This is a genomic window from Agreia sp. Leaf244, assembly GCF_001422695.1.
GTDB lineage: Bacteria > Actinomycetota > Actinomycetes > Actinomycetales > Microbacteriaceae > Agreia.
The window spans coordinates 246,552-267,833 of the sequence record NZ_LMLX01000001.1 but is presented as its reverse complement, the minus strand read 5'-3'; the positions used below and the strand labels follow the sequence as shown (position 1 = coordinate 267,833).

19 protein-coding genes and 1 pseudogene are annotated in these 21,282 nt (G+C 68.7%); 13 read left to right on the top strand and 7 right to left on the bottom strand.

Annotated elements, in window-relative coordinates; all coding sequences use genetic code 11:
• The first annotated feature begins 120 nt into the window (after nt 1-120).
• The 5 genes and pseudogenes from ASF06_RS01235 to ASF06_RS01220 all read left to right on the top strand — a co-directional run bounded on the left by ASF06_RS01235 (nt 121) and on the right by ASF06_RS01220 (nt 4,858).
• The gene (locus tag ASF06_RS01235; protein WP_055942336.1) at nt 121-1,263 is read left to right on the top strand and encodes an LLM class flavin-dependent oxidoreductase; all 1,143 of its coding nucleotides are present in this window, start codon (nt 121-123) and stop codon (nt 1,261-1,263) included.
• A pseudogene (locus tag ASF06_RS19935) lies at nt 1,250-1,684 on the top strand (GNAT family N-acetyltransferase); the annotation flags it as partial. The gene ASF06_RS01235 and the pseudogene ASF06_RS19935, both read left to right, overlap by 14 nt.
• Nucleotides 1,685-1,939: 255 nt before the next feature.
• On the top strand, nt 1,940-2,914 hold the full coding sequence (locus ASF06_RS19930; protein WP_235500895.1) for an amino acid ABC transporter permease: 975 nt from the start codon (nt 1,940-1,942) through the stop codon (nt 2,912-2,914).
• Nucleotides 2,911-3,750, top strand: a complete 840-nt coding sequence (locus tag ASF06_RS01225) for an amino acid ABC transporter ATP-binding protein (RefSeq protein ID WP_082500610.1) — start codon at nt 2,911-2,913, stop codon at nt 3,748-3,750. Before ASF06_RS19930 ends, ASF06_RS01225 begins: the two co-directional genes overlap by 4 nt.
• Nucleotides 3,751-3,829: 79 nt before the next feature.
• On the top strand, nt 3,830-4,858 hold the full coding sequence (locus ASF06_RS01220; RefSeq protein ID WP_055942333.1) for an ABC transporter substrate-binding protein: 1,029 nt from the start codon (nt 3,830-3,832) through the stop codon (nt 4,856-4,858).
• Nucleotides 4,859-4,875: 17 nt separating this feature from the next.
• Here the strand turns inward: ASF06_RS01220 and ASF06_RS18995 are convergent, their stop codons facing one another.
• The gene (locus tag ASF06_RS18995; protein ID WP_082500609.1) at nt 4,876-5,925 is read right to left on the bottom strand and encodes a GNAT family N-acetyltransferase; all 1,050 of its coding nucleotides are present in this window, start codon (nt 5,923-5,925) and stop codon (nt 4,876-4,878) included.
• Nucleotides 5,926-6,200: 275 nt separating this feature from the next.
• On the opposite strand from ASF06_RS18995, the gene ASF06_RS01210 reads away from it, so the two are divergent.
• The gene (locus ASF06_RS01210; RefSeq protein WP_055942330.1) at nt 6,201-7,457 is read left to right on the top strand and encodes a DUF222 domain-containing protein; all 1,257 of its coding nucleotides are present in this window, start codon (nt 6,201-6,203) and stop codon (nt 7,455-7,457) included.
• Nucleotides 7,458-7,572: 115 nt separating this feature from the next.
• Nucleotides 7,573-8,517: a quinone oxidoreductase family protein gene (locus ASF06_RS01205; protein WP_055942327.1), complete on the top strand. Its 945-nt coding sequence runs from the start codon at nt 7,573-7,575 to the stop codon at nt 8,515-8,517.
• Between the two features lie 6 nt (nt 8,518-8,523).
• Here ASF06_RS01205 and ASF06_RS01200 read toward each other — a convergent pair whose 3' ends face one another.
• From ASF06_RS01200 to ASF06_RS01180, 5 genes are all read right to left on the bottom strand, one after another.
• The gene (locus ASF06_RS01200; RefSeq protein WP_082500608.1) at nt 8,524-9,678 is read right to left on the bottom strand and encodes an FAD-dependent oxidoreductase; all 1,155 of its coding nucleotides are present in this window, start codon (nt 9,676-9,678) and stop codon (nt 8,524-8,526) included.
• Entirely contained in the window at nt 9,678-11,057 is a 1,380-nt protein-coding gene (locus tag ASF06_RS01195; protein WP_055942324.1) for an NtaA/DmoA family FMN-dependent monooxygenase, read from the bottom strand. Before ASF06_RS01195 ends, ASF06_RS01200 begins: the two co-directional genes overlap by 1 nt.
• On the bottom strand, nt 11,054-12,286 hold the full coding sequence (locus ASF06_RS01190; protein ID WP_055942321.1) for an LLM class flavin-dependent oxidoreductase: 1,233 nt from the start codon (nt 12,284-12,286) through the stop codon (nt 11,054-11,056). The genes ASF06_RS01195 and ASF06_RS01190 overlap by 4 nt, the downstream gene beginning before the upstream one ends.
• Entirely contained in the window at nt 12,283-13,131 is an 849-nt protein-coding gene (locus ASF06_RS01185; protein WP_055943995.1) for a DUF1684 domain-containing protein, read from the bottom strand. The genes ASF06_RS01190 and ASF06_RS01185 overlap by 4 nt, the downstream gene beginning before the upstream one ends.
• A gap of 111 nt (nt 13,132-13,242) precedes the next feature.
• Complete coding sequence (locus ASF06_RS01180) at nt 13,243-14,685, bottom strand: NtaA/DmoA family FMN-dependent monooxygenase (protein WP_157439031.1); 1,443 nt, start codon at nt 14,683-14,685, stop codon at nt 13,243-13,245.
• Between the two features lie 98 nt (nt 14,686-14,783).
• Here ASF06_RS01180 and ASF06_RS01175 point away from each other — a divergent pair, with 98 nt between their 5' ends.
• Both ASF06_RS01175 and ASF06_RS01170 read left to right on the top strand, forming a co-directional pair.
• Nucleotides 14,784-15,983 carry a MalY/PatB family protein gene (locus ASF06_RS01175; RefSeq protein ID WP_055942315.1) on the top strand — a complete coding sequence of 400 codons (1,200 nt, stop codon included), beginning with the start codon at nt 14,784-14,786 and terminating at the stop codon, nt 15,981-15,983.
• A complete protein-coding gene (locus tag ASF06_RS01170) occupies nt 15,980-17,314 on the top strand; it encodes an O-acetylhomoserine aminocarboxypropyltransferase/cysteine synthase family protein (RefSeq protein ID WP_235500855.1) in 1,335 nt (444 codons plus the stop codon). Before ASF06_RS01175 ends, ASF06_RS01170 begins: the two co-directional genes overlap by 4 nt.
• On the opposite strand, the gene ASF06_RS01165 is transcribed toward ASF06_RS01170, so the two are convergent.
• A complete protein-coding gene (locus ASF06_RS01165; protein ID WP_055942312.1) occupies nt 17,311-18,063 on the bottom strand; it encodes an ArsR/SmtB family transcription factor in 753 nt (250 codons plus the stop codon). The two genes, ASF06_RS01170 and ASF06_RS01165, sit on opposite strands and share 4 nt — an antisense overlap.
• Before the next feature lie 67 nt (nt 18,064-18,130).
• Between ASF06_RS01165 and ASF06_RS01160 the strand changes: the two genes are divergently transcribed.
• The 4 genes from ASF06_RS01160 to ASF06_RS01145 all read left to right on the top strand — a co-directional run bounded on the left by ASF06_RS01160 (nt 18,131) and on the right by ASF06_RS01145 (nt 21,268).
• Nucleotides 18,131-18,592 (top strand): GNAT family N-acetyltransferase, encoded by a 462-nt coding sequence (locus tag ASF06_RS01160; protein WP_055942311.1) that lies wholly within the window; start codon nt 18,131-18,133, stop codon nt 18,590-18,592.
• Between the two features lie 68 nt (nt 18,593-18,660).
• Entirely contained in the window at nt 18,661-19,689 is a 1,029-nt protein-coding gene (locus tag ASF06_RS01155; protein ID WP_326940632.1) for a methionine ABC transporter ATP-binding protein, read from the top strand.
• Nucleotides 19,686-20,393: a methionine ABC transporter permease gene (locus ASF06_RS01150; RefSeq protein WP_055924042.1), complete on the top strand. Its 708-nt coding sequence runs from the start codon at nt 19,686-19,688 to the stop codon at nt 20,391-20,393. The genes ASF06_RS01155 and ASF06_RS01150 overlap by 4 nt, the downstream gene beginning before the upstream one ends.
• Nucleotides 20,394-20,431: 38 nt before the next feature.
• Complete coding sequence (locus tag ASF06_RS01145) at nt 20,432-21,268, top strand: MetQ/NlpA family ABC transporter substrate-binding protein (RefSeq protein ID WP_055942305.1); 837 nt, start codon at nt 20,432-20,434, stop codon at nt 21,266-21,268.
• The last annotated feature ends 14 nt before the right edge of the window (nt 21,269-21,282 follow it).

The window sequence follows — 21,282 nt, the reverse complement described above, 5'->3', positions numbered from 1 at the left end:
TGACCCCGCGTGACGACGTGACGAATTGTGAACGAAACCGCTTGGCCGGCTTGCGCGAGCACACCTAACGTCTCTCCAACGCGACACGGCCCGTGTCGAGACCATAAGAAGGAGGCAGCCATGCCCATCGAATTCCTCGGCATCGCCGGGCTCAATGACGGCGGCGAGACCCAGTCGCGTTCCGGCGCCAGTTTCGACAAGGACTACACGCTGCGGTTCGCCCGAGCGCATGAGGACAACGGCTGGGACCGCATCCTGTTCGCCTACCACTCGGGTTCACCCGACCCGGCGACCGCGGCTGCCTACATCGCGTCGAAGCTCGATCACCTCAAGATTCTGCTCGCGCACCGGCCGAACGTGTCGTACCCCACGTATGCGGCGAAGGTCTTCGCGACGCTCGACCAGATCAGCGACGGACGCCTCAACGTGCACGTCATCACGGGCGGATCGACGGCCGACCAGGCGGCGGAGGGCGACTTCCTCACCAAAGACGAGCGCTACGCCCGCACCGGCGAATACATCCGGATCGTGAAGAAGGCGTGGACCAGCCGCGAGCCGTTCAGCTTCGACGGGGCGCACTACCGCTTCGAGAACTTCGTCAGCGACATCTGGCCGGCGCAGCAGCCACGGCCGCAGATCTCGTTCGGCGGCTCCAGCGACGCCGCGTACCGCATCGGTGCCGCCGACGCCGACATCTACGCGCTGTGGGGCGAGCCGCTGGCGAACACCGCCGAGCAGATCGAGCGCATCACGGTCGAGGCGCTCGCGGCCGGGCGCCCCGAGCGGCCCCGCATCCAGGTCGCGTTCCGCCCGATCCTCGGAGCCACCGAGGAGCTGGCGTGGAAGAAGGCTGAGGAGATCCTCGGAAAGATCGAGGCGCGGCAGGCTCAGGCGGCGCCGAACTCGTTCGTCGGCGACCTGAAGAATCCCGAGAATGCCGGATCGCAGCGGCTGCTCTCGATCGCGAGCCAGGGCGACCGCTTCGACCGGGCACTGTGGACCAGGCCGGCCGCGGCATCCGGCGGTCGGGGCAACTCGAACGCCCTCGTCGGCACACCCGAGACGGTGGCCGCCGCCCTGCTCGACTACATCGACCTCGGAGTCGACATCATCTCGGCCCGCGGCTACGACTTCGTGAACGACACGATCGACTTCGGCCGCTACGTCATTCCGCTGGTGCGCGACGAGGTCGCCAGGCGCGACGCCGCCGCGGCGACCGCGTCCTCTGCAGCCGGGCCGGAGGCATCCCGTGACGCTGCATGACCACACCGTGCAGGTGACCGACCGCTTCGTCTACGTGGCGGCCGACGACGTGCTCGCCGAGCCCCTTCTGCGCGAGCTCGAGCAGGAGTACGACGCGCGCTACGGCGAGTTCTTCGGCGAGAAGGCGTCGGCCGAGATCCGGCGCTATCCGGTCGAGGCGTTCTCACCCGAGCAGGGGGGAGCGTTCGTGCTGCTGCTGCGGGGCGGCGTGCCGATCGCCGGCGGTGCCTACAAGAGGTTCGACGAGCGCACGGCCGAGCTGAAGCGCATCTGGACCTCGTCGGCGCACCGCCGCCAGGGCCTGGCCCGCCGGGTGGTCGCCGAGCTGGAGGCCGAGGCGGTGCGCCGCGGCTACACGCGGGCCTACCTCACCACCGGTCCTCGCCAGCCCGAGGCGAAGCACCTCTACTTCCAGACCGGCTACACGCCGCTCTTCGACACGACGCTCGACCCCGAAGAGGTGATCGTGCACGGGTTCGCCAAGAGCCTGGATGACGAACCGCTCGACGTGGCCGGCATCACGACGGCCCATGACGCGAGTCTCGCCAAATCCGGCCATGCTCCCGCGCGCCTGCGCCGGTCGAGTAGCGGTCGCGAGGAACGAGCACCGCGTATCGAGACCACATCCGGTGGTCTCGATACGGCCGCGGGCGGCCTACTCGACCAGCGCAAGGCGGTGCCCGAGGCCGTGAAAGTGGTGCCCACCCGGCACTGGTGGCGGTGGGTGCTCAGCGCGCTGGTCGCGTTCGTCGTGCTGCACTTCGTGTGGTCACTCTTCACGAACCAGCAGTACGAGTGGAACGTCTTCGCCGAGTACTTCTTCTCGCAGTCGGTGCTGAACAGCCTCGGCGTGACCCTGGGCCTCACGGTCGTGTCGGTCATCGGAGGGTTCATCCTCGGGGCGGTTCTCGCGAACTTCCGGCTCTCGAAGTCGCCGCTGCTCAGCGGGGCGGCCTACGCCTACATCTGGTTCTTCCGCTCGGTGCCGCTGCTGGTGCAGATCCTCGTCTGGTACAACCTCGGCTACCTCTATCCGACCCTGGGGCTCGGAACCCCGTTCACCACGGACTTCTGGCTGGTCGAGTTCTCGACCACCACGCTGATCACCGCGTTCGCCGCGGCGACCATCGGGCTCACGCTGCACCAGGCCGCGTATTTCGCCGAGATCATTCGCGGTGGCATCCTGTCTGTCGACCAGGGGCAGCTCGAAGCGTCGGCCGCCCTCGGCCTGCCGCGGCGGGTGCGGTTCTTCCGCATCATCCTGCCGCAGGCGGCGCGGGCGATCCTGCCGAACTTCTTCAACGAGGTCATCGGACTGGTGAAGGGCACCTCGGTGGTGTTCGTCGTGGCGCTGCCCGAGCTGTTCTACACGGTGCAGGTCATCTACAACCGCAACCAGCGGGTCATCCCGCTGCTGCTCGTGGCGGTGGTCTGGTACGCGATCATCACGACCGTGCTATCGATCATCCAGTTCTACGTCGAGCGGCACTACGCCCGCGGCGCGCATCGCGAGTTGCCGCCCACGCCCATCCAGCGGGCCACGGCCTGGATAAAGCTGCAGTGGGCGCGCCTCGGCGACGAGACCGGCGACGACCCGCTCGCTGCCGAGAAGAACCGACGACACGACACCGTTCTGGGGAGTGGATCATGAGCACACCGACGTTCATCCGATCGTTCGACGAGCAGGCGATCCCGCTGGCGCTTCCGGTCAAGCCGGTGCGCGCCACCGTCGGGCTCGTCGAGATCACCGACGTCTCGAAGAGCTACGGCGCGGTGCGCGTGCTGCGAGACGTGTCGCTGACCGTGCAGCCGGGCGAGGTCATCGCCCTGATCGGGCCCTCGGGTTCGGGCAAGTCGACACTGCTGCGCACGATCAACCACCTCGAGACGGTCGACTCAGGATCGGTGACGGTCGACAGCCAGTTCATCGGCTACGAACTGCGCTCGGGGCGGCTGCACGAGCTGCCCGAGAAGAACGTGCTCGAACGCCGCACGCAGATCGGCATCGTCTTTCAGAACTTCAACCTGTTTCCGCATCTGACCGCCCTCGAGAACGTCGTCGAGGCCCCGGTCGCCCTCAAGCGGGCCACCAAGGCGGAGGCCCGTGACCAGGCGAAGGCACTCCTCGCCCGCGTCGGGCTGGCAGACAAGGAGCACCACTACCCGCGTCAGCTCTCCGGCGGCCAGCAGCAGCGCGTGGCCATCGCTCGCGCACTGGCGCTGAACCCGAAGGTGCTGCTCTTCGACGAGCCGACCAGCGCGCTCGACCCGGAGCTCGTCGGGGAGGTGCTCGACGTCATCCGGGAGCTGTCGAAGAGCGGCACGACGCTCATCATCGTGACTCACGAGATCGGCTTCGCCCGCGAGGTCGCCGACCGGGTCGTGTTCCTCGAGCAGGGCGAGATCCTCGAAGAGGGTCCGCCCAGCCAGGTTCTGCTCAAGCCGCGTCATCCCCGCACCAAGGACTTCCTCCGCAAGGTGCTCTGACGATCCGTCTCAGCCCGAGCACCACCGCATCATTCCACCGCACCATCACAGCATCACTTCAGAGAGGCACCACCAGATCATGGCAATCAACAAGAAGCAGATCGGGGTCATCGTCGGCGCCGTCGTCGTCGTGGCCCTGGCCGGAGGCGGCATCGCCCTCGCCGCCAACGCGAGCAGTTCGACCTCGGCCGACGTCAAGGCCACGGGCTCGACCGAGGATCAGGTCGCCGCGGCCACCTCGTTCGACCTCACGTCGAAGAACGCCGGCGACCGGCCGAGCATCGACCCGGTCGCCGACGCCGTCGCATCCCTCAAGGCGAGCGGCTTCCAGCCGATCGAACCCGGCAAGCTCACCGTCGCCCAGACCGTCGCGAGCGGTGCTCCGCCCCTGGTCTTCGCGGCATCCGATGACAACACCACCGCGCTGGGAAGCGAGGCCGACTTCGCCGCCCTCGTCGCCGACGGACTCGGCCTCGAGTACAACCCGGTCTCGGTCGACTGGGCGGACTGGCCGCTGGGAATCCAGTCGGGCAAGTACGACATCATCCTCAACAACGTGACCGTCACCGAGGAGCGCAAGGAGCTGTACGACTTCGCCAGCTACCGGGTCGACCTGCTCGGCTTCTACGTGAAGGCCGACAGCGATATCGCCTCGATCAAGGAGGCCAAGGACATCTCCGGGCTCACCGTCATCGTGGGATCGGGCACCAATCAGGAGAAGATCCTGCTCGCCTGGAACGAGGAGTTGACCGCCGCCGGCGAGAAGCCTGCCGAGCTCGTCTACTACAACGACACCGCTGCGGCGAATCTCGCCATCCAGTCGGGTCGGGCAGACGCGTACTTCGAGCCGAATGCGACCGGCGCGTATGCCGCGGCCTCGACAGGAGACACGAAGCTCGTCGGCACGATCAGCGGCGGATGGCCGCAGACGGCCGACATCGCGGCTGCCACCAAGAAGGGCAACGGCCTGATCGACGCCGTGAACATCGTGCTCAACGCTGCGATCGACGGCGGTGAGTATCAGGAGGTGCTCGACCGCTGGGGACTCGACAGCGAGTCGGTACCGACGAGCGAGATCAACCCTCCGGGACTGCCGAAGACCGACTAAGGGCCCCGCTCCTCCACCTAACCGAGGTCGAGTCCGAACGCGACGATATCCACGAATCGTCCGGGCTCGACCTCGATGCGTTCCTCCCGCTCCGGCAGGCGCACGAAGCCGAGCCGCTCGTAGAGGCGGTGAGCCGCGAGCATCGAACCACCGCTATTCATCACGACGCGCTTCACGCCGCGGATGCGGCCCAGGCCGACCACGTGCTCGGTGAGCGCGGCACCGATTCCGCGACCCCGCGCATCCGGGGCCACGGCGAGCAACCGGAAGTCGAGTTCGCCGTCGCGCGCGACGGGCGAGAGGAGCGCGCCCTCGCGAGGAGTCCAGACGGTGCCGAGGATGGCTCCGGTGGCCGTGTCCTCGGCCACCCAGACCTCGTCGGCGCGGGCGCGGTCGTGCACGTCGGCGAGCGATCTGCGGTAGGTCTCGGAAAGCCGGTAATCGCGGGTGTAGGCCTCGACGGTGAGTCGGGCCACGGCATCGAGCTCGGTCTGGCGCACGAGTCGGATGCGCACGGGCGCGACGTCGTCGAACGCGTAGCGATAGACCTGCGGGGTTCCGATTCCGGTCTCGGTGCCGAGTTCGCGTGCGGCGACGCGTTCGAATCCGGCGCGCAGGTAGTTGCGCTGCGCGGTGTGGTTGAGGGGGCCGGTGTCGAGCACGAGCCCCGGCACGCCCCAGCTGCGGGCCAGGTCGATGGATGCCTGAACCAGCGCCTGCGCGACGCCGCGACCGCGGGCTGCCGGGTCGACCGCAACCAGGCGCAGCTCGGCTTCGCCGTCGCGCGCCTGCCGTGAGATCGGGTTCTCTGCGCGGGTGACCGTGGCGGTGCCGAGGAGGCGGTTGGTGTTGTCTTCGACGGCGACGAGCAGTCCGCCGTCGCCGGCGCGGGCGCCCGCGTCGCGTTCGAGGGCAACGCGCTCGGGCCGACGGGGCAGGTGGGCGTAGGGGCCCGTGGCGAAGCCGAGCGAGGTGAGTTCGCCGGTGGCCTCGTACTCGTCTTCGCGCGCCCGACGCACGGCGAAGGCGAGGGTGGCGGCGGGCTGGGTTTCGAGCGGTTCTGACACCAGTCGAGACTACGAGATGCGGCTGACGCCAGCCGCACCGGCGTCACCCATTTCGTCGTCGTCGGCAGTCTCGATAGGCCGCCCTTCGACAAGCTCAGGGAACGCCCCGACCGTATCGAGACCCGTTCCCTGAGCCTGTCGAAGGGCAGCCCATTCCGCCGCGACTGCTCCTCCACAGGGTGCCCTTTCGGCGGGTTATCCACAGGCCTAATTCCTGATCAACGTCTGATTGCTGTGATCGACCTGGTGTCGGTGGCTGCTGTTTGACTTCTCCTATGACACCAGCCGATATCCCTCCCGAGCAGTCACCGTACGTGGCGGCCCTCGAGCGAATAGCCGCCCGAGATAAGCAGATCGCCGAGTTGAGCGCCCTTCGGGCCGTCGACGTGCACGACGCCTGGCAGCTGTTGCTGGCCGAGGCTCCGCACGACCAGTCCACGGCGGGCCCGCAGTGGTCACCTGCCCGTGTTGCCGAGGTGGAGTTTTTCACCGAGGTCGCCATGCTCACCCACCGCACCGAGTACCGGGCCCGCACCCTCGCCGATACGGCTATCGCGCTGGTGTCGAAGCTTCCGGCGTCGTTTGCGGTGCTCGCCGCTGGCGACATGTCCGAGGAGCACGCCGCGGTCATCGCGACGCACGCCGACGGGTTGGAGGGTGAGGCGCTGAAGAAGTACGACGCTCGCATGGCCAGGCTCGCCCCTGGGCTGACCTACAAGCAGCTCGAGTACCGGGCCCGCTCGCACGCGCAGATCGCAAAGCCCGAGACAGTGGTCGAGCGGGTCGAGAAGGCGGTCACGACCCGTCGGGTCACGGTCGATCCAGCGAAAGATGGCATGGCCTATCTCACCCTGTTCGCTCCCGCTCCCGAGGTATACGCCATCGCGAACCGGGCGGTGGCGCTGGCGAGGGGCTTGAAGGTGGGTGGCGATCCGCGCAGCGTCACCCAACTGCGAGTCGACGCGCTCTCCGACCTGATGCTGAACGGCGAGACCTCGATCCCCGGCGCAACCACGGGCATCCGGGGCCGTGTGCACGTCATGGTTCCCGCGATGACCCTGCTCGGCGTCGGCGACGAGCCGGCGATCCTCCGCGGCTACGGCCCGATCGACCCGGTCACCGCTGCCAGGCTCACAGCGGATGCGACGTCGTGGCGGCGCATCCTGACCGATCCGATCACGGGGCGCATCCTGCAGCTCAGCCCAACCGACTACCGGCCCACCAAAGAGATGCGCGATCACGCAACGCTGGTGCACCCGTACTGCGACCACACGCTCGACTTCGCGGGCGGCGGGCTCACCGAAGATGAGAACCTCGCACCGCTCTCGCCCACCCACCACCGGGTGAAGCACCACACCCGGTGGCAGATCGAACAAGGTGAAGACAACACCCTCATCTGGACGTCGCCCGCCGGCCTCGTTTACGTCTTCGAACCCCAAGGCATGATGCGACCCGCCCCGAAGGTGCTCGTCGACGCGGCCACGAAGACCACGTCAGAGGAGGTGACCGCAGAAGAACCCTGCCCCTTCTGAGTATTCTGTCGGCTGCGCGCACTTGCAATGCGCGCCTCCGCGAACTAGCGTCGCGCTCGACCCGCCTCATGCAGAACGCGTGGGCATGGGCAGAAGCAGAAGAGGGAGTCGATCGATGGCGACGATTGTTCAGTATTCACGTCTCGGAGGACCAGAGGTTCTGGAGGTCGTCGAGGTTCCGATTCCTTCCCTCGGGTCGGGGCAGGTGCTCGTCGAGGTGCAGGCCATCGGCGTGAACCCGATCGACTCCAAGCTGCGATCGGGCAAGCGCCCGACCCCTCCGATCGACGCGCCACGGCGCGTGGGGTCGGATGCCTCCGGCGTGGTTCTCGAGGTCGGCGATGGGGTCGACGGCTGGGCCGCGGGCGACGAGGTCATCATCGAGCGAGCCACCGGCGCGTACGCGAGCCACCTCGTCGTCACTCCGTCGAACCTGACGCGCAAGCCCTCCGTCTGGACCTGGTCGCAGGCCGCGGCCGTCGGCATTCCGGTCTCGACCGCCTACCAGGCGCTGCGATCGCTCGGAGTCACCGAGGGCACGCGGCTGCTGGTCCATGGCGGAACGGGTGGCGTGGGCCAGGCCGCCGTGCAGTTCGCAGTGGCCTGGGGAGCCCGCGTGTTCGCTACGGCGAGTCCCGCGAACCACGAGCGTCTGGCAGAACTCGGAGCTGTTCCGTTGAGGTACGGGGAGGGGCTCGTCGAGCGTGTGCGGGAGGCGTCGCCGGAGGGAATCGACGTGGTGCTCGACGGGGCCGGAACCGAGGAAGCCCTTCAGGCATCTTTCGAGTTGGTCGAGGATCGATCGCGCATAGGCACGATCGTGGTGGGAAACCGAGCTGCCGAGTTGGGCATTCGTGCGTGGATGGGGGGAAACCCGGTCCCCCTGACCGACGATGAAGTGCGACTTCGCGCCGAGGGCGTTCCCGCGGCGATCGAGCTCGCGTCGCAGGGCAAGTTCGACGTCGAGGTCTCGGAGCGTTTTCCGCTGGCCCGCGCCGCCGACGCACAGCGCCTCAGCGAGGAGGGACACACCCGCGGAAAGATCGTGCTCATCCCGTAGCCGAGATCACCGGGCCGCGGCGAGCGAGAACAGGGCGGGCGCGGGGCCGGCGCCGTCGACCAGGTCGGCGAGGATGCGCCCGATGGCCGGCGTGAACTTGAAGCCGTGACCCGAGAAGCCCGCGCCGACCGACACGGGACCGACGCTGTCGACGACGAAGTTCGAGTCGGGCGTCGTCGTGTAGGTGCAGCTGATCTCGACGAAGTCATCCGCGTCGGCGCCCGGCAGCCACTCTCGGGCGTAGCGCTGAAGCGCCGCCAGCTGCGCGGGCTCGGCGACGAACGTGCGCGCATCCGGATCGACCACCGCGCCCGTGCCGTGCCATCCGGCCTTCACGCCCTGGCCGGGCGTGAACATGCCGTAGACGCCCGAGTACCAGTAGTCGTAGGAGGGATCGCCCGGAGTCGGCGCGTGGTTGAAGCCGGGCCAGGTCAGGGTCGCGTCGCGCACGGCGAAGTGCGCGGGCTGCTCTTGCGTCACGACGAGTCGCGGCAGTGCCACGGTCGAGTCGAGCAGCTTCGACGTCCAGGCGCCGAGCGTCACGACCACCCGGCCCGCGTCGAACGTCTCGACGGCACCGGCAGGCTCGCCGGAGTCGCGATCGACAGGCTGCACATCCACAAGCACGGACTCGTCTGACACGACCCGGATGGCGACGACCCGAGAATGGTGTCGAACCGAGGCGCCGCGTGCGGCCGCCGCCCGCTGCAGGGCCGACACCGCGGCATCCGCGTCGAGCCTGCCGGCCTGCGGCGTGAAGAGCACTCGAGAATCGAACCGGATGCCCGGCCAGCGCGAGCCGGCCTCCTCCGGTGTGAGGAATGATGCTTCGAAGCCGTACGCCGGCAGAGCCGACGCGACCGCGTCGAAGGCAGGATTCCCCCCATGATTGGCGAGCCCGACCTGATCGAGCAGGGCGACGCCCGACTCCGCCTCGAGCTCGCGCCACAGTGGCAGCGCCTCGCGCAGCAGCGACAGATACGTGTCGTCACCGTAGCTCAGGTTGAAGTTGCGCGATGCCCCGTGCGAGGCGCCCAGGGTGTGCCCGGGGCCGAAGCGCTCGAGCAGGGTCACCTCGCGTCCACGACGGGCGAGCTGCCAGGCGGCGGCGGAGCCCATGGCCCCGCCGCCCACCACGACGACGTCGGCGCGCGTGACCACTATGCCGAGGCCAGCGCCGCGGCCGACCGAGAGGGAACTGCCGGCAGCCCGAGCGTCTCGTGCAGGGTGGCGTTCTCGTCGTAGTCGGTGCGGTACACGCTCCGCTCCTGCAGCTCGGGAATCACCCGGTCGACGAACTCGTCGAGGCCGGTCGGGTTGGTGTTGCCCACGATGACGAAGCCGTCCGAGGCATCCTCCTGCACGTGCCGGTTGATCGTCTCGGCGACGAACGTGGGCGTGCCCACGAAGGTGTGCTTCGCGGCGAACGAGATCACGAGCTCACGGATCGACCAGCCCTCGGCCGCGGCTTGCTCGCGCCAAGCGTTGGCGGTGGCGATCGGGTCGGTGTGCACGTGGGCCCGGCCCTTCGCACCGCCCTCCGCCGTGACGACGGGATCGATCGACGGCAGCGGCCCTTCGACGTCGTAGCCCGAGAGATCGGTGTTCCAGACCTGTTCGAGAAACGAGATCGCGGTCTGCGGGCTCACCTGCAGGCGCGAGATCTCGCGTGACCGCTCCAGTGCCTCGGCGTGCGTGTCGCCGAGGATGAAGGTGGCGGCGGGCAGGATCTTGAGCGAATCGCGGGGGCGGCCCACCGCATCCAATCGCCCTTTCACGTCGTCGTAGAACGCGCGACCGGCCTCGTAGTCGGCGTGCCTCGAGAAGATGACGTCGGCCGAGCTGGTCGCGAAGTCGCGGCCGTCGGGCGAATCGCCCGCCTGCACGATCACCGGATGCCGCTGAGGGCTGGGCGGCAGGGTCGCGTAGCCGGTCACGTCGAACTGAGGTCCGTGATGGTCGACGAGCCCGAGACCAGAGGTGCGGACGAACTCACCCGACGCCTTGTCGGCCACGATCGCGTCGTCGGCCCAGCTGTCCCAGAGCTGCGACGAGACGTCGAAGAACTCCTGCGCGCGGCTGTAGCGGTCGGCGAGGTCGAGGAACTTTCCGCGGCGGAAGTTCGCCCCGTGGAACGCATCCGACGTCGTAACGATGTTCCAGCCGGCGCGCCCCCGGCTCAGGTGGTCGAGCGTGGCGAGCTGGCGGGCGAGTTCGTAGGGCTCGTTGAAGGTCGAGCTCAGCGTTCCGACGAGGCCGATGTGAGACGTGACCCCGGCGAGGGCGGCCAGGATCGCGAGCGTGTTCGGGCGCCCGACCACGTCGAGGTCGTGGATGAGGCCGCGCGTCTCGCGCAGCCGCAGCCCCTCGGCCAGGAACAGGAAGTCGAACTTGCCTCGCTCGGCGTTCTGGGCGAAGTGGCGGAACGACGAGAACGCGATCTGGCTCCGGCTTCGCTCGTCGCTCCACACGGTGGTGTTGTTCACGCCCGGAAAGTGGGCGGCGAGGTGGATCTGCTTGGCGGGCTTCGGGGTGCTCATCGGTGTGCGCTTTCGATCAGTTCTGCGGCGTATCGGTTGCTCGGGCGCGCCAACTGCAGGCGCTCGCGCAGCGACGATGCGGATGCCGGCCGCTTGAGCACACCGGTCTCGGCGAGCACGGGCACGAGTTCGCGCGTGATGCGCTCGAGGTCGAGCGGCAGTCGGGCCGGGCGCAGGCGCACGCCGGTGATTCCGGCCTGCTGCCAGCGCAGCAGTTGCGCGGCCACATTCTCGGCGGTCTCGGCGAGAATCACGGCGTCGGATGCGTAGGTCGACCCGTGCTGGTCGTCGAGCGCCGCGAGGGCGGCGACGGCCGCTTCGCGCGTGTGCTCGATGAGCACCACGGCCTCGGTCCAGACGCGCAGGGCCTCGGGAACGCGGCGTTCGACCGCCAACTCCGCGTCGCCGAGCTCGCCGAGGATCTCCTCGAGGTGCTCGTCGGAGTGCGGTGTGATACCCACGATGTCGGCCTGGGCGACGGCGAGCTCATAGGGCACCGTCTGGTGGGCGAGCACGAACACGACGGGCTGGCCCTGCGGCGAGCGCGGCACGATCGACGGCCCCTTCACGCTGAAGTCCGAGCCCTCGAAGTCGACGTAGTGCAGCCGGTCGCGGTCGATGAAGCGGCCCGTCGGCACGTCGCGGATCACCGCGTCATCCTCCCAGCTGTCCCAGAGGCGGCGAGCCACCTCGATGGCATCGGCGGCCTCGCCGAACAGGCTGCGGATGAGCGCGGTCTGCTGCTCGTCGGTGCCGCTCGCCGCGCGCGCCGGGTCGAGCACGGGAATCTCGCGGCGGCCCACGTGGGCGGCCTCGTGGGAGCGGCCCGAGACCTGCACCCGCCATCCGGCCCAGCCCTCTGAGACGTGATCGAGGGTCTGGATGCCCGTGGCCGTGTGGAACGGCTCGGTGTGCGTGGTGGTCACGGTCGGCACGATGCCGATGCCGGGCACCTGCGCCGCGATGGTGTTGGCGAGAAGCAGCGCGTCGAGTCGGCCGCGAACCTCGTCGCTGCGCAGCTCGAAGGGTCCGTACCCGTTGGTCTGCAGGCCGAAGGAGTCCTCGATGGTGACGAGATCGATGCCGGCGGCCTGCGCCTCGACGACGAGCGAGACCCAGTAGTCGTGGTCGAACAGGGCTTCAGGACGCGCGGTGGCGTCGCGCCAGGCCGCGGGATGCCAGCCGGCCCCGTCGAGCGCGACGCCGAGGTGGAACGGAGTGCGGCTCATCGCGCGTCGCCGTCCGTTGCGGCGCTCGGGCGCAGCGGCGTCTTCTCGCCGGCCTCGATGCCGATCGGCAGCCGGTTCTCGGAGGGAGGCAGCGGGCAGGTCGCGAACTCGGTGTAGGCGCAGGGCAGGTTCGTGGCCCTGTTGAAGTCGACGGTCACGCGGCCCGAGGCATCCGGTGCGTCGATCTGCAGCGAGCGGTTGGCGGCGTAGGTCGTGACGCCGCTGGTGGCGTCGGTGAAGAGCACGAACAGCGATCCGGGCGTGGGGCCGTTGAACGCCGTGAGCGAGAGGCTCTCGCCGCCCAGCTCGAACTCGATCACGCCGGGGGAGTCGTAGACGTGCTCGAGCCCCTCGGCGACCGAGCCCACGGTGACCGGCTTGGGCTCGGTGAACGCACGGAACGTGCCCTCGGCCACCCAGCTGCGGTTCGGCGCGAAGACCGGCGTGCCCGCGTACTCGACGCGGGTCGGATGCGACGGGTGCCGCGGGCGCAGAATGTCGGCTCCTCCGCGTCGGGCCACCTCGAACTCCGCGTCTCCGGCGCTCACGGTGACGCCGCCGCGCTCGGGGATGACGCCGAACTCGTATGTGACGCGGTCCGTGCTGCCGACGATGGCCCGCCCGTCGACCACGATCTGTTCTCCGTCTGAGAGTCTCACGACGGGGCCGGCGGCCGACGTCGACCACTCGCCCGGAGCATCCGGGTACCGTGTCGGGGTCTCGTCGAGCCAGTTCAGGCTCGTGACAGCGAGAAACCCGTGCGGGTCGGCGCGGTTCGTCTCGTGGGCGTCGTGCCACGCCTGCCACTCGGTGGCGAAATCGATTGTGTCTGCAGCTGTACTCATGGCAGTCACGCTACGAGTGCGTGTGCGACGTGATGCGATGGGCTCGACATAGAAGGTCACGCACGAAACAGGGCGTAACGCGGCTTGACTGCATTGCCCGTTCGGACCGTCTCAGATCACCCAGTGCGGGCCGACAGTCGGGGCGACCGGCGCCTCGCGAGCGGGCTTCGTGAGGTTCAAGTGGCCGCGCAGGGTCTTCGCGTCGTAGCCCTCGTGCGCGAGGCCGCGGCGCACCAGCTCGGGAACCACCTGATGCGCGAACGCGTCGAACTGCTCGTGCAGGAACGCGCTCTGGATGGCGAAGCCGTCGGCGGCGCTGGCGCGGAACCAGGTCTCGAGGTGATCGGCGATGTCGACGGCCGACCCCACGACGAGCGGAGCCGCGATGGCCTGCGCCACCACGAGGTGCCGGTAGGTGATCGGCCGCGCGCCGCCGATCGAGCGCCCGGAGCGCGACTCGACGACCTCGAGCAGGCGCTGCCCCACCGCGTTGAAGCGTTCCGCGGTCGCGAGCGACACTGCTTCGTCGAGACCGCGTTCGAGCAGGGGCAGGCCCACGGAGCGCAGGAGCGCGGCCGTCGACCTGTTCGCCGGCAGGCCGAGCGACTGCGCCCGGGGGCTGCCGTCGTCGAGGGGCACGAGCGCGACGAGCTCGTCGTAGATCGCGAAGGCCGCCTGTCGCGTCTCGCCCACGATGGGCAGGATGGGCGCGATGATCGTGATGTCGCCGGGTGCCCGACCGGCCGCCGTCGCCCGGAGGCCGGCTTCGCGGTAGAACTTCACCGCGTCACCGAGGCTCGACGGCGCCACGATGTGGATGTCGGCGTGTGCGGCCGCGAACTCCCGGGCGCGAACAGAGACTCCCGCGTGCACCACGGGGATCTGCCCCTGCACGGGGCGCAGCGCGTTGAGCGGCCCGGCCACGCTGAACCGCCTGCCCTCGTGGTCGACCGGATCCACCCGCGAGTGGTCGACCAGGATTCCGCGTTTCGCGTCGGCCACGACGGCGTCGTCGTCCCAGCTGTCCCAGAGGCTGCGCAGCAGCCGCACGTACTCGACCCCGGTCTCGAAGCGGTTGTCGTCGGGGCCGCCGGCATCCGTTCTTCCAAAATTCGCACCGGCCCTCGGGTCGGTTCCCACGGTCAGGTTGAGGCCGAAGCGCCCGCCGCTGAGGCGGTCGATGGATGCCGCGGCGCGGGCAATCGCGTACGGCTCGGAATGCGCGGTGCTGGCCGTGCCGATCAGGCCGATGCGGTTCGTGACGGCGGCGAGGTACGCGGCCGAGCTGAACGGATCGATGCGCGCCAGAAGCGACGGTTCGGTGTACTCGAGGTCGGAGCTCGACGACAGCCAGTCGCCCAGGAAGAGGAAGTCGAGACCGGCCTTCTCTGCGGTGCGGGCGAGGCGTTTGAGCGCCGCCGGGTCGTTCGCCGGGTTCCTGTGGGCGCCGGGATACCGCCATCCGGAGGGGAACGCCCCGAGCGTGCGCACCATCGCCCCGAGAACCAGCTGTCCATCGCGTTCGAACATGCGGACAGGCGTGGGGGTGGTCATGCGACGACCATAAGCGCGCAGACGGGGAACGCCGAGGGCCGATGACACATGGCGTAAAGCAGCGACGGGGTCGGGCGCATAGTCCGTACGATCGCTGCATGACTCACGCCCGCTTCGACCACATCACCCGTGCCGAGCTGAGCATTCCCTCGAGCCGCAAGTGGAGCCTGCACCCCGGAACAGTCGGAGCCTGGGTGGCCGAGATGGACTTCGGAACGGCGCCGCAGGTGACCCGCGCGCTGCACCAGGCCATCGACGACGGCAACCTGGGCTACCTGGCCCCGGCGACCTCGCACGAGATGGGCAAGGCCACCGCGGCCTGGCACCGCGACGAGTACGGCTGGGATTTCCCATGGCAGAACGTGCACGCCGTCTCCGACGTGATGGCCGCGCTCGAGGTGGCCATCACCAAGTTCTCGCCATCCGGAACGGGAGTCATCATCCCCACGCCGGCGTACATGCCGTTCCTCAGCTTCATTCCCACGCTGGGCCGCGAGGTGTTCGAGGTTCCCGGCGTCGTGAACGCCGACGGCCGCTGGCAGCACGACCTCGCCGGGCTCGAGGCGGCCTTCCGCGCCGGCGCCCGCACGCTCATCCTCTGCAATCCGCAGAACCCCACCGGAACGGTGCTCACACGCGACGAGCTCGAGGCCATCGCCCGCATCGTCGACCGGCACAACGGGCGCGTGTTCGCCGATGAGATCCATGCGCCCCTGCGCTACGACGGGGTCGCGCACATTCCCTACGCGTCGCTGTCCGAGACCACGGCGAGGCACACGATCACGTCGACATCGGCATCCAAGGCCTGGAACCTGCCCGGCCTGAAGACTGCCCAGCTGATCACGTCGAACTCAGCCGACGAGGAGCTCTACCAGACCTTCGGTTTCTCGGTCATGCACGGCGCATCCACCCCCGGAGTGATCGCCGCCACCGTGGCGTACACCGAGGGCCGCGAGTGGCTGGGCGAGGTCGTCGACTACCTCGACGGCAACCGCCGGCTGATCGCCGAGCTGCTCGCCGAGCACCTGCCCGAGGTGCGGTTCACGATCCCGGATGCGACGTACATCGCCTGGCTCGATTGCTCCGATCTCGAGATCGACGGCTCGGTCGCCGACTTCTTCCGCGTCGAGGCGGGGGTCACCCTTACCGACGGGTCGCTCTGCGGCCGCGCCTACGAGGGGTACGCGCGTCTCATCTTCGCCATGCCCCGACCCATCCTCGAGCAGGCCGTGCTCGACATGGCGCACGCCGTGCGCCGATGTCTCAGCCCCGCCGCCCAAGAAAGCAGTGTTCTGTGACCGAAGCCATCCCTCCCTCGACCGATATCGCGCCGCCCGAATACGACTGGCAGGGCTACGCCTTCGACACTCGCCAGGTGCACGCCGGCGAGTACGACGACCTCAACGCCGGAGCCCGCGTCTCGCCCATCGCGATGACCGCCGGCTACCGCTTCGACTCGTTCGACGATGCCCGAGACCGGTTCTCCGGAGACGCCGACGGGCTCATCTACTCCCGGCAGCGCAATCCCTCCGGGGCCGTGGCCGAGAAGCGCATCGCCTCGCTGGAAGGCGGCTCGGAGGCCATCGTCGTCTCGTCGGGGCAGGCCGCGATCACCGCAGCCCTGCTCGCGCTCGCGGAGAACGGCGAGCGCATCGTGTCGACGGCCAGCATCTACAGCGGAACGCGGGTGCTCTTCGGGCGCAGCTTCGCCCGCTTCGGCGTCTCCGTCGACTACGTGTGGAACACGGCCGACGACGACGAGTGGGATCGCGTCATCCAGCCGAACACGAAGGCGATCTTCACCGAGACCATCCCCAACCCCAAGAACGACATCGTCGACATCGACCAGGTCGCCCGCGTGGCCGCCCGGCACGGCATCCCCCTCGTGGTCGACAACACGATCGCGTCGCCCTACGTGATCCGCCCGATCGAGCACGGCGCCGCCGTGGTGGTGCACTCGTCGACGAAGTTCCTCTCCGGCCACGGCGCGGGGCTCTCCGGGGCGATCGTCGACGGCGGCACGTTCGACTGGGCCGCCTCGGAGAGGCGCTATCCGCTGCTGACCGAACCCCAGACATCCGGTGGCAGATCGCTGCTCGAGCGATACGGCCGCACCGGGTACGCGCGGCTCGCTCGCGAGGCCGTGGTCAACGACATCGGGCCGGCGCTGTCGCCCTTCAACTCGTTTCTCCTGCACCAGGGAATCGAGACCCTGTCACTGCGCATGGAGCGGCACCTCGACAGCTCGGTCACGATCGCCCGCTGGCTCGAGCAGCACCCGAAGGTCGAGAGCGTCGACTTCGCCGGGCTGGAGTCGAATCCGGCGTACGAGCTGGCGCAGCGCCTGTACGGCGGCCGCACCGGGTCGGTCTTCGCCGTGACCGTTCGCGGGGGAGCAGCCGGGGCGCGGAGCTTCCTCGACGGTCTGCGGGTCGTCTCCCGCATGACGAACATCGGCGATGTGCGGTCGATGGCGCTGCATCCCGCCACCACGACGCATTTCTCGTTCACCGAGGAGTTGCGACAGAGACTCGGGATCACCCCGGGTCTCATCAGGCTGTCGATCGGCATCGAAGACGTGAACGACCTGATCGCCGACCTCGACCAGGCACTGGCCCGCGTCGCCTAGGTGTACATCAGCGAGCCGGGCGTCGTGAGCTTCTCGCCGGTCTCGAGCAGCGTCTTGAGGCCGGAGAGGATCATCGGCCAGCCGCCGTACAGCTCTTCGTTCGCGCCCTCGCGCAGTTCGTCGTGGGTCACGACGAGGCGGCACGAGTCTCCGACCTGCTCGATCTCCCACGTGATGCGGGTGGTGCCCTCGGAGGCGACCTCGTCGCTCCACCTGGCCACCATCGACTGCACCAGCTTGCGAGGCGCATCGACCACGAGGTTCACCCCGTCGCCGAGCGGCGCATTCGCCTTCGGATTGGTCTGCGTGTAGCTCGAGCCTTCGGTGAAGTCCGACTCGATGCGGTTGCCGAAGCTGTACACGCTGCGCATCTCGGGGTCGGTGATCGCCTGCCACAGACGCTCTGGCGTCGTGCGGATGTAGATCTCGAATACCTTCTCCATGGTTCTCTCCAGTTCTGTCTTGAGGTCGCTGAGAGCGGCCGTCCAGGGTTCCGCGTACTTGCTCGTCCACCGGTCGTGCACGAGCCGGATGGGCACGGGATTGAGGAAGTGCAGCTTCTCGCGGCCTCGTCGTCGAGCGATCACGAGCCGGGCCTCCTCGAGGATTCCCAGGTGTTTCATCACGCCGAAGCGGCTCATGTCGAACCGCGCCTCGAGCGCGCCCAGGGTCTGGCCGTCTTCGACGAACAGCGCGTCGAGGATCGCCCGCCGCGTGGGGTCTGCCAGAGCCCGGAACACCTCGTCCATGAGGTCAAAAATAGGTGACTATATGGTCACCTGTCAACGAATCCCTTCGATTGCTACGCTCGGTCGGGTGATCCGTCCGATACCCGTCGCCCCGCTCGACACGGCCGAACTGCATGACTTTCTCGCGGAGGCCGACCTCACGACGGCCGGGCTGGATGCGCGGGGCGCGCGCTACTGGATCGTGCGGGGGGAGCGGGGCGAGATCGTCGGCAGCACCGGCTTCGAGCGGTCGCCCTCGGCGCCGGACGCCCTGATCCGCAGCGTGGCCGTCGCGTCGGCCGTTCGATCGTGCGGACTCGGAAGCGAGTTGGCGCGGTTCGCCCTCGATGCCGCACGGGCCGCGGGCGTCGAGCGCGCCTGGCTGTTCAGTCGGCGCTCCGGCCCGTTCTGGCAGAAGCTCGGCTTCGAGCGGGCGTCGACCTCGTCGTTGGCCGCGGCTCTCGGCGAGACGACCCAGGTCGCGCTCTTCCGGCAGACCGGGCAGCTCGACCGCGAGGTCGCCTGGAAGCGCGTCGTTCACATTCGGTAACACGAATTGGTCGGCCGGTTCGGGCTCGGCCACACTGGGGAGCACCTGAAGTTGCGCGGTGCTGTGCAATGTCGTCTGCACCACCGACCACCGGGAATCCCATGATCGCCATCACCGACGTCACCAAGACGTTCGGCCGCACAGACCGTCGGGTCACCGCGCTCGACAACGTGAGCCTCACGGTCGAGCGAGGCGAGATCTTCGGCGTCGCCGGCCAGAGCGGGGCGGGCAAGAGCACGCTCATCCGCACCGTCAACCTGCTCGAGCGGCCCGACTCGGGAAGCATCGAGGTCGACGGACGCGTTCTGACGAGCCTCGGCGGTGCAGAGCTGCGCAGTGCCCGGCGAGGCATCGGCATGATCTTCCAGCACTTCAACCTGCTCACCAGCCGCACTGTGCAGGGCAACGTCGAGCTCGCCCTCGAGATCGTGGGCGTCGATGCACGCGAGCGTCGCCGCCGGGCCGCGGAGATCCTCGACCTCGTCGGCCTGTCGAGCAAGGCATCGGTCTACCCGGGCCAGCTCTCGGGCGGGCAGAAGCAGCGCGTCGGCATCGCCCGGGCGCTCGCGGCGAAACCGTCGGTGCTGCTCAGCGACGAGGCCACGAGCGCCCTCGACCCCGAGACGACCCGATCGATTCTCGCGCTGCTCAAGACGATCAACTCGGAGCTCGGGCTCACCGTGCTGCTCATCACCCACGAGATGGATGTCGTCAAGACGATCTGCGACTCGGCCGCGCTTCTCGAGGGTGGCCGGGTCACAGAGACCGGCAACCTCGTCGACCTCATCCGCACGCCGGGCTCGCGCCTCGCCCGCGACCTGTTCCCGCTCGGCGAGGTGCACACGCCCGCCGGCCACACCGTCGTCGACATCACTTTCAGCGGCGGCCTGGCCGACCGGCCTGTGATCGCCCAGCTGGCGCGGGTGCACGGACTCGACGTCAGCATCCTCGGCGCCGCCGTCGAGACCATCGGCGGCAACCAGGCCGGGCGCACGCGGCTCGCCCTCCCCGGCCCGCGCGACGACATCGACAGGGCGCTCGCCGACCTGCGCGGCCAGGGCCTTCTCGTCGAGGTCGTAGGAGGTGCGGACGCATGATCGATCCCTCCGCTCCCGGATTCTGGTCCGACCTGTTCCAGGTGCTGCTGATCGGCACCGGCCAGACCCTCTATATGGTCGGCGTCGCGCTGCTCGTGACGATCATCGTCGGCCTGCCCCTCGGAATCCTGCTGGTCGGCACAGAGAAGGGCGGCCTCTTCTCGGCGCCCTTCGGCTCGCGCCGCGCAGGCGTCGTCATCAACCGGATTCTCGACTTCGTCGTCAACCTCGGCCGCAGCGTGCCGTTCATCATCCTGATGATCGCGGTCATCCCGTTCACCCGCCTCATCGTCGGCACGTTCATCGGCTCGACAGCGGCGATCGTGCCGCTGTCGCTGGTGGCCATCCCGTTCTTCGCCCGCATGGTCGAGATCGCGATCAAGGAGGTCGAGCCCGGGCTGTCCGAGGCGGCCGACTCCCTGGGCGCGACGTCGTGGCAGATCGTGCGCAAGGTGCTGGTGCCCGAGGCGCTGCCCAGCATCCTCCTCGGGCTCGCCACGACGGTCACCTCGATCATCAACTTCTCGGCCATGGTCGGCACCGTGGCCGGCGGTGGACTCGGCGACGTGGCATTCCGCTACGGCTACCAGCGCTACAGCACCATCCACATGGTCGCGGTCATCATCGTCATCTATCTGATCGTGCAGGCCCTCGCCGCCCTCGCGGCGTGGGGCGCGCGACGCCTCCAGCGCCAGAACTCCTGACACCCCACCCCCTGCACCTCGATCCGAAAGGCACCCTGATGAAGAACAGCATCCGCATCGTCGCCGCCGTCGCAACGGCCGCACTGTCCCTGACCGCGCTCGCCGCGTGCTCGACCGCCTCCGATTCGTCCTCCGACGCCGGCTCCGGGTCGGGCTCCGGTGATCTGGGCACGATCAAGGTGGGCGCGCTCGCGACGCCCGCCGGCGACATCCTGAAGTTCGTCTCCGACAACCTGGCCGCCGACGCCGGCCTCACGATCGAGTTCACCGAGTTCACCGACTACAACACGCCCAACACAGCGCTGAGCGACGGCTCGATCGACGCGAACCTCTTTCAGAACAGCACCTTCCTCGACACGTACAACGAGCAGGCCGGCGGCACGCTGGTCAGCGCGGGCGAGGTCTACCTGCCCAGTGCGGCGTTCTACAGCGACAAGGTCACCAGTCTCGACGACCTGAAGGACGGCGCCAAGATCGCCATCCCCAACGACCCGACGAACGAGGGCCGCGCCCTCAAGATCCTGGCCTCCGAGGGCCTGATCGAGGTCGCCGACGAGCCCACGGTACTCGCCGACATCACCGAGAACCCCCACGACTACGAGTTCGTCGAGATCGAGAACGCCACCCTCGCCCAGGCGGTCGCCGATGTCGACACGGCCTTCGTGACGATCTCCTTCGCGCTTCCCGCCGGTCTCACCGCCAAGCAGGCCATCCTCATCGAGGGCAGCGACAGTCCGTACTTCAACGTGCTCGCCACCAGCGACGAGCTGAAGGACGACCCGCGGGTGGCGAAGCTCTACGAGCTGCTGACCTCGCAGGAGACGAAGGACTACATCGACGAGACCTGGGGCGGGCTCGTCGTGCCCGTCTCGTAGGCCCGACGCGCACT

What these genes read in the sequence shown, in the direction of transcription:
- ASF06_RS01235 (WP_055942336.1), top strand. Translation starts at nt 121, where the DNA reads ATGCCCATCGAATTCCTCGGCATCGCCGGGCTCAATGACGGCGGCGAG.
- ASF06_RS01225 (WP_082500610.1), top strand. Translation starts at nt 2,911, where the DNA reads ATGAGCACACCGACGTTCATCCGATCGTTCGACGAGCAGGCGATCCCG.
- ASF06_RS01220 (WP_055942333.1), top strand. Translation starts at nt 3,830, where the DNA reads ATGGCAATCAACAAGAAGCAGATCGGGGTCATCGTCGGCGCCGTCGTC.
- ASF06_RS01210 (WP_055942330.1), top strand. Translation starts at nt 6,201, where the DNA reads ATGACACCAGCCGATATCCCTCCCGAGCAGTCACCGTACGTGGCGGCC.
- ASF06_RS01205 (WP_055942327.1), top strand. Translation starts at nt 7,573, where the DNA reads ATGGCGACGATTGTTCAGTATTCACGTCTCGGAGGACCAGAGGTTCTG.
- ASF06_RS01195 (WP_055942324.1), bottom strand. Translation starts at nt 11,057, where the DNA reads ATGAGCACCCCGAAGCCCGCCAAGCAGATCCACCTCGCCGCCCACTTT.
- ASF06_RS01190 (WP_055942321.1), bottom strand. Translation starts at nt 12,286, where the DNA reads ATGAGCCGCACTCCGTTCCACCTCGGCGTCGCGCTCGACGGGGCCGGC.
- ASF06_RS01185 (WP_055943995.1), bottom strand. Translation starts at nt 13,131, where the DNA reads ATGAGTACAGCTGCAGACACAATCGATTTCGCCACCGAGTGGCAGGCG.
- ASF06_RS01180 (WP_157439031.1), bottom strand. Translation starts at nt 14,685, where the DNA reads ATGACCACCCCCACGCCTGTCCGCATGTTCGAACGCGATGGACAGCTG.
- ASF06_RS01175 (WP_055942315.1), top strand. Translation starts at nt 14,784, where the DNA reads ATGACTCACGCCCGCTTCGACCACATCACCCGTGCCGAGCTGAGCATT.
- ASF06_RS01165 (WP_055942312.1), bottom strand. Translation starts at nt 18,063, where the DNA reads ATGGACGAGGTGTTCCGGGCTCTGGCAGACCCCACGCGGCGGGCGATC.
- ASF06_RS01155 (WP_326940632.1), top strand. Translation starts at nt 18,661, where the DNA reads ATGTCGTCTGCACCACCGACCACCGGGAATCCCATGATCGCCATCACC.
- ASF06_RS01150 (WP_055924042.1), top strand. Translation starts at nt 19,686, where the DNA reads ATGATCGATCCCTCCGCTCCCGGATTCTGGTCCGACCTGTTCCAGGTG.
- ASF06_RS01145 (WP_055942305.1), top strand. Translation starts at nt 20,432, where the DNA reads ATGAAGAACAGCATCCGCATCGTCGCCGCCGTCGCAACGGCCGCACTG.